The organism is Amycolatopsis ponsaeliensis, assembly GCF_030182635.1.
GTDB classification, from domain to species: Bacteria; Actinomycetota; Actinomycetes; order Mycobacteriales; family Pseudonocardiaceae; genus Amycolatopsis; species Amycolatopsis ponsaeliensis.
The window spans coordinates 21,594-27,932 of sequence record NZ_JAPZLD010000084.1; the positions used below are offsets into that span (position 1 = coordinate 21,594).

The 6,339-nt window shown below is 69.0% G+C and carries 6 protein-coding genes; all 6 read left to right on the top strand.

The window, feature by feature from the left end; translation table 11 throughout:
- Nucleotides 1-17: 17 nt before the first annotated feature.
- On the top strand, nucleotides 18-638 hold the full coding sequence (locus tag QQ657_RS54130) for a hypothetical protein (protein WP_284750306.1): 621 nt from the start codon (nucleotides 18-20) through the stop codon (nucleotides 636-638).
- A 62-nt stretch (nucleotides 639-700) separates the two neighbouring features.
- A complete protein-coding gene (locus tag QQ657_RS54135; RefSeq protein ID WP_284750307.1) occupies nucleotides 701-973 on the top strand; it encodes an acyl carrier protein in 273 nt (90 codons plus the stop codon).
- Between the two features lie 29 nt (nucleotides 974-1,002).
- Nucleotides 1,003-2,352: an NAD(P)/FAD-dependent oxidoreductase gene (locus QQ657_RS54140; protein WP_284750308.1), complete on the top strand. Its 1,350-nt coding sequence runs from the start codon at nucleotides 1,003-1,005 to the stop codon at nucleotides 2,350-2,352.
- Between the two features lie 87 nt (nucleotides 2,353-2,439).
- The gene (locus QQ657_RS54145; protein ID WP_284750309.1) at nucleotides 2,440-3,867 is read left to right on the top strand and encodes a cation:proton antiporter domain-containing protein; all 1,428 of its coding nucleotides are present in this window, start codon (nucleotides 2,440-2,442) and stop codon (nucleotides 3,865-3,867) included.
- Between the two features lie 9 nt (nucleotides 3,868-3,876).
- Entirely contained in the window at nucleotides 3,877-5,097 is a 1,221-nt protein-coding gene (locus QQ657_RS54150; protein WP_284750310.1) for a macrolide family glycosyltransferase, read from the top strand.
- Nucleotides 5,094-6,320, top strand: coding sequence for a cytochrome P450 (locus QQ657_RS54155; protein ID WP_284750311.1), 1,227 nt, complete (start codon nucleotides 5,094-5,096; stop codon nucleotides 6,318-6,320). The genes QQ657_RS54150 and QQ657_RS54155 overlap by 4 nt, the downstream gene beginning before the upstream one ends.
- Nucleotides 6,321-6,339 lie beyond the last annotated feature (19 nt).

Consider the following 6,339-nt stretch of genomic DNA (forward strand, 5'->3'; position numbering starts at 1 on the left):
CCGAGAACCTCGAAGACATGGTTTACGGAGTCTATGGAACCACTGAAATCGCGGTGAAGCCATGCCCGTTCACGCAGGCCGAGATCGATGAGCTCGAGTCCACCAACGAAATGCTCATCTACGTGCCCCAGGAGATCTCCGAGGCGCAGATGATCGAGACCGGCAAGCTCAACACGAACTTCCGCTGGGAAGTCGAGCAGAACATGATCAAGAGCCCGATGACCGACGAGTCGCACTGGCTCGTTTGCTCGGCCTCGCCGATCCCGGAAATGCTCGGCCAGAGCACGCAGGCCATCTCCCGCGTCTACGACGAAGAGGGCCTCGACGGCATGGACTTCCGCCGTTACCTCGCGTTCGTGCTCACCTACCGCCACCTCACCAACGAGTACCCGGACTTCCGGCAGTGGTGCCTGCTCGTCGGCGGCCACTACGACCGCAGCGGCATCTCGCTGGTCGGCTTCGACAAGCACGGCAACTTCGGGCACCACGGCTGGATGAAGAACTTCAAGGCCAAGATGTCCGGCGGCCGGTACGTCGCCTTCGCCCCGCGCAAGCACATCAACGCCGAGACCGAGCGCCTCGAGCGCCCCCGTCGTGGCGCGCGCAACAAGGCCACGCACGACGCCGGAACCGACTGATCTTTTCCGAATTCCCAGCACAACCCTGTGCGTGGAGCTGTGCCGTCACTGGAGGAAGAACCATGGCAGACGACGAGCGCGTGGACGTCATGCGGAAGCTCGTTGAGTTCGTCGAGAAGCACCTGTTGGACGGCAAGGACGTGGGGGAACTGACCACGACCACGCCGTTGCTGGACTGGGGCCTGCTCAACTCGATCGAAACCACCCGGCTGGTCGCCTACATCCGTGAGGAGTTCTCCGTGCGGGTGCCCCCGACGGAGATGGTGGCCCGTCACTTCAAGGACATCGAAAGCATCGCCGACTTGGTGACTTCGCTGCGCGCGCCGGTCGCCTGACCCCTTTTCGGATCTTGAACGGAGAACCTGTGTCTTACGACTACGATGTCGGCATCATCGGCGGTGGCCCGGCCGGTTCCACGGCGGCGTCCTACCTGGCGAAGGCCGGCCTTTCGGTGGTGGTCTTCGAGGGCGAAACGTTCCCTCGCGAGCACGTCGGCGAGTCCCTCGTCCCCGCGGTCATCCCCGTGATGCACGACATCGGGGTCATCGGCAAGGTCGAGGCGGCCGGCTTCCCCCGCAAGTACGGCGCCGCGTGGACCTCTTCGGACACCCGCCCGACCAGCACGCTGGACTTCGACGCCGGGTCGCACGGCCTCGGCGTCGCGGAAATCGCTTACGAGGAGCGTGACCAGGACGGCGTCGACCGCGTCTACGCCTGGCACGTCGACCGCGGTCAGTTCGACTCGCTGCTGCTGAAGCACTCCGAAGAGCTCGGCGCCAAGGTCTACCAGGGCGTCCGCGTCAACCGCGTCGACTTCACCGACCGCGACCGGCCGGTGCTGCAGGCCAAGATCGGCGAGCAGCCGATCGAGGTCGCCGTCCGCGTCGTGCTCGACGCGTCCGGCCGGCAGACCCTGCTGGGCCAGCAGCTCAAGGTCAAGGTGCCGGACAAGGTCTTCAACCAGTACGCGGTGCACACCTGGTTCGAGGGTCTCGACCGCGCGTCGCTGGCGCGCCGTCCCGAGGACGCCGACTACATCCACGTGCACTTCCTGCCGCAGGAGAACACCTGGGTCTGGCAGATCCCGATCACCGAGACCATCACCTCGATCGGCGTCGTCACCCAGAAGGAGAAGTTCAAGGAACACAAGGACGACCTCGAGGGCTTCTTCTGGAACTCCGTCGGCACCCGGCCGGAGATGCTGGACGCGCTGAAGAACGCCAAGCGCGTGCGGAAGTTCAAGACCGAGGGCGACTACAGCTACGGCATGAAGCAGATCGCCGGCGACTCGCTGGTGCTCATCGGCGACGCCGCCCGCTTCGTCGACCCGATCTTCTCCAGCGGCGTCAGCGTCGCGATGAACAGCGCCCGCCTGGCGGCCAAGGACGTCATCGCCGCGCACCAGGCCGGTGACTTCCGCCGGGAGCGGTTCGACAACTACGTCAACACCCTCCGCAAGGGCGTCAACATCTGGTACGACTTCATCTCGATGTACTACCGGCTGAACGTGCTGTTCACCGCGTTCATCGACGACGACCGCTACCGCAAGGACGTCATCCAGATGCTCCAGGGCGACGTCTACGACGCCGAGGAGCCGGCGGCCCTGACCGCGATGAAGGAGTACGTCGCCGCCGTCGAGGCCGACCCCACGCACCTGTGGCACGGGCACCTCGGCAGCCTCAAGGCCTCTTCTTCGGCACTCGCCCTGTTCTAGGCCAGACCCCCCGGTCGTGAGTGGGAAACAGGGTTAGAACACTGTTTCCCGCTCACGACCGGCTGTGTCCGATCGGAGAGACCAGCCATGTCATCGCTCGACGAGCGCACCACCGAGCCCGCCGCGCCCGAGGCCACCCGGAAGGGCCGGACGTGGATCTCGTACCTGGCCATGGTGGTCCTCCCGGTCGTGGCCGCGTTCTTCCTGCTGCGCACCGGCGGCGGGGACGGCCACGCCCCGACCGGGCACACCGGCGGCGCGGCCGACCCGGTGGCCAAGCTGCTGTTCGCCCTGCCGGTGATCTTCCTGGCCTGCCGCCTGCTCTCGGCGGGCGCACAGCGGCTCGCACAGCCCGCGGTGATCGGCGAGATCTTCGCCGGAATCCTCCTCGGGCCGTCGTTCCTCGGCTGGGTGTGGCCCGCCGCCTACCACTGGATCTTCCCCGACTACCTGGCCTCGACGATCAACACGCTCGCCCAGATCGGCCTGGTCATCTTCATGTTCCTGGTCGGCTACGAGCTCGACGTCGAGCTGGTCCGCCGCCGCAGCAAGGCCGCGGTGCTGGTGAGCCACGTCAGCGTCGCGATCCCGTTCCTGTCCGGCGTCTTGCTCGCGTTCGTGCTCCATCCGACGCTCGGCGCCGGCGTCGCCCGGCTGCCGTTCGCGTTGTTCCTCGCGATCTCGATGAGCATCACCGCGTTCCCCGTGCTGGCCCGGATCATCACCGACCGCAAGATGACGAAGCTGCCGATCGCCGCGCTCGCGCTGAGCTGCGCCGCCGTCGACGACATCACCGCGTGGTGCCTGCTGGCGCTCGTGGTCGCCATCGCCAGCGCGACCTCCATGGCCGCCACGCTGCTGACCGTCGGGCTCACGATCGCGTTCTTCGCCTTCATGCTGTTCATCGTGCGCCCGCTGCTGCGCCGGCTGTTCGCGCCGACCGAGCAAGGGCAGAAGGCGCTGCCGACCACGGCAGTCGTGTCCGTGCTGCTGGCCGGGCTGCTGCTGTCCGCGCTGGCCACCAACGCCATCGGCATCCACCCGATCTTCGGCGCGTTCCTCTTCGGCGCCGTGACGCCGCGCGGTTCGCTGCCGATCCGCCAGGCCACCGACCAGATGCACGCGCTGACGGTCACGCTGCTGCTGCCGCTGTTCTTCGTCTACACCGGACTCCGCACGAAGTTCGACCTGATCGGCTCCGACCCGGCGCTGTGGCTGTGGTGCCTGCTGATCGTCGCGGTGGCGATGCTGGGCAAGTGGGGTGGCAGCCTGATCGCCGCGCGGCTGTCCGGCATCGACAAGCGGGATTCGTGGTCGCTGGGCGCGTTGATGAACTGCCGCGGGCTCACCGAGCTGGCGGTGCTGAACATCGGGCTCGACCTCAAGGTGATCAGCCCGACGATGTTCGCGATGCTCGTGGTCATGACCCTGGTGACCACCGTGGCCACCTCGCCCGCGCTCTCGCTGATCGAGCGCTACAAGCGCCGGGGCGCGGAACCCCTTTCCGCCGCGTAGGAGCCGGTCATGACCGAAGCACGGGACATCGCTTTCCTGCCGTACCCGGCCTACGGGCACATGACCCCGGCACTGCCGGTGGTCGCCGAGCTCGTCCGCCGCGGCCACCGGGTCACCTGCTTCACCTCCGACGAGTTCGCGGACCGGGTCGTCGCGCTCGGCGCCCGGGCCGCGGCCTACGGCTGCGACCTGTCCACCGCGCAGCCGGACATCACCGACGCCGACGAGGCCGCCAAGGCCCCGCTGCACCTGCTCGAGCAGAGCATGGCCGTGCTGCCCGCCGTGGAACGCGTCTTCGACCGGTGCGCGCCGGACCTGCTCGTCTACGACACGACGCTGTGGGCGCCGGGACGGCTGCTGGCGCGCAAGCACGGGCTGCCGACCGTGCAGCTTTCGGCCACCGTGGCGTCCAACGAGCACTTCTCGCTCACCAAGGAGAACCAGACCTTCGGTGAGGCGGTCGACCCGGCGCACCCGGCGATCGCCCGGTTCGTCACACGCCTGGGCGAGCACCTGGCCGCGCACGGCCTCGGAGCCTTGACGCTGGAGGAGTTCTTCACCGGCGGCGACGAGTTCACCCTGGTCTTCCTGCCGCGGGCGTTCCAGCCGGCCGGGGAGACCTTCGACGAGCGGTTCGCCTTCGTCGGACCGTCGGCCGGCCCGGCCGGGGCGTCGTGGCACCCGCCCGCCGACGGCCGCCCGGTCGTGCTGATCACCCTGGGCACCACCGTCAACGACCGGCCGGAGTTCTTCCGTACCTGCGCCGAGGCGTTCGCGGACGTGCCGTGGCAGGTGGTGCTGACCCTGGGCAAGCGCGTGGACCCGGCGACGCTCGGGCCGTTGCCGTCCAATGTGGAGGCCCACCGCTGGGTCGCGCACGGCGACGTCCTGCCGCACTGCTCGGTGTTCCTGTGCCAGGGCGGGATGGGCAGCCTGATGGAGGCGCTGTCCTTCGGCGTCCCCGTGATCGCCGTGCCGCACCACCCGGAACAGCACATCAACGCCCGGCAGATCCGGCGGCTCGGCTTGGGTGCCTCGCTGGACAAGGAAACCGTGACGGCCGAGCGGATCCGGGACGCGGTGCTCGCCGTCGACCGGGACGACGCCGTGCGCCGGCGCGTCCAGCTCATGCGGCGCGAGGTGCACGCCGCGGGCGGGGCGGTCCACGCCGCCGACGAAATCGAGGCCAGGGTCGCCGCCGCGCACCCGGCCGGAGGGAGCCGGAAGTGACCGAGCCGTCGTCGTTGCCCGTCAAGCGGAGCTGCCCGTTCGACCCGCCCGACGAGTACCGGGCGCTGCGGGGGATCAGCCCGCTCGCGTTCGACGTCAGCCCCGGCCCGGCCACCGGCTGGCTGGTGACCAAGCTGTCCGACGTCCGCGCCGTGCTGGCCGACGCCCGGTTCAGCCACCGCAACGACCTCGTCGCGCTCGCCGTGCCGCCGCCGTTCCCGATGGACACCTACACGCCCGAACCGGCCGCGCCCGGCGCGTTCCCGAAGATGGACGGCGCGGACCACGCGCGGTACCGGAAGCTGATCGCGAAGTACTTCACCGTGCGGCGCACCCGGGAGCTGGTCCCGGCCGCGGAACGGATCGCCGGAGAGCTGCTGGACGCGATGGCCACGCGGGGAACGGAAGCCGAGCTGGTCACCGCCTACGCCGAGCCGCTGGCCACCCGGCTCATGTGCGAGCTGGTCGGCGTGCCCGAAGCCGACCGCGAAGAACTGCTGCACCACCTGAACGTCGTGGCCCGGATGCGCTACTCCCTGGAGGAGCTGATCGCCGCGATCACGGTCGTCGGCGGCACCCTCGAAAGGCTAGTCGACGCGGCGTTCGAGAACCCGGGCGACGACATGCTCGGCGAGCTGGCCCGCACCGGCGAACTCGACCGGCCGGAGCTGGTGAACCTGGCCTGGGCACTGGTCGGTGGCGGGTTCGACACGACGACGAACATGCTGGCACTGGGCACTTTCGCGCTGTTCGAACACCGCGACCAGCTCGAGCGCCTGCGGGCCGATCCGGCGTTGTGGCCCAACGCCGTCGAGGAACTGCTGCGCTACCTGACGGTCTCGCACCTCGGCGCGAGCCGGGCGGCGCTGGAAGACGTCGAGCTGGGGGAGCAGGTGATCCGCGCGGGCGAGACGGTGGTCGTCGCGCTCCCGGCGGCCAACCGCGACCCCGAGCGCTTCCCGGATCCCGACCGGCTCGACATCGGCCGGGTGACCCAGGGCCACGTCGCGTTCGGCCACGGCGTGCACCAGTGCATCGGCCAGCACCTCGCCCGGTTCACGATGCAGGTGGGGTTCGAGGCGCTCTTCACCCGCTTCCCGGCGCTGCGGCTGGCAGTGCCGCAGGAGCAGGTCCCGCTGCGCGACGACATGCTGCACTACGGGGTCCACGCGCTTCCCGTCACCTGGTCTGCCGCGGCGGTCGTGAGTGAGAAACAGGGTTAGAACACTGTTTCTCACTCAC

What these genes read in the sequence shown, in the direction of transcription:
- QQ657_RS54145 (WP_284750309.1), top strand. Translation starts at nt 2,440, where the DNA reads ATGTCATCGCTCGACGAGCGCACCACCGAGCCCGCCGCGCCCGAGGCC.
- QQ657_RS54130 (WP_284750306.1), top strand. Translation starts at nt 18, where the DNA reads ATGGTTTACGGAGTCTATGGAACCACTGAAATCGCGGTGAAGCCATGC.
- QQ657_RS54150 (WP_284750310.1), top strand. Translation starts at nt 3,877, where the DNA reads ATGACCGAAGCACGGGACATCGCTTTCCTGCCGTACCCGGCCTACGGG.
- QQ657_RS54135 (WP_284750307.1), top strand. Translation starts at nt 701, where the DNA reads ATGGCAGACGACGAGCGCGTGGACGTCATGCGGAAGCTCGTTGAGTTC.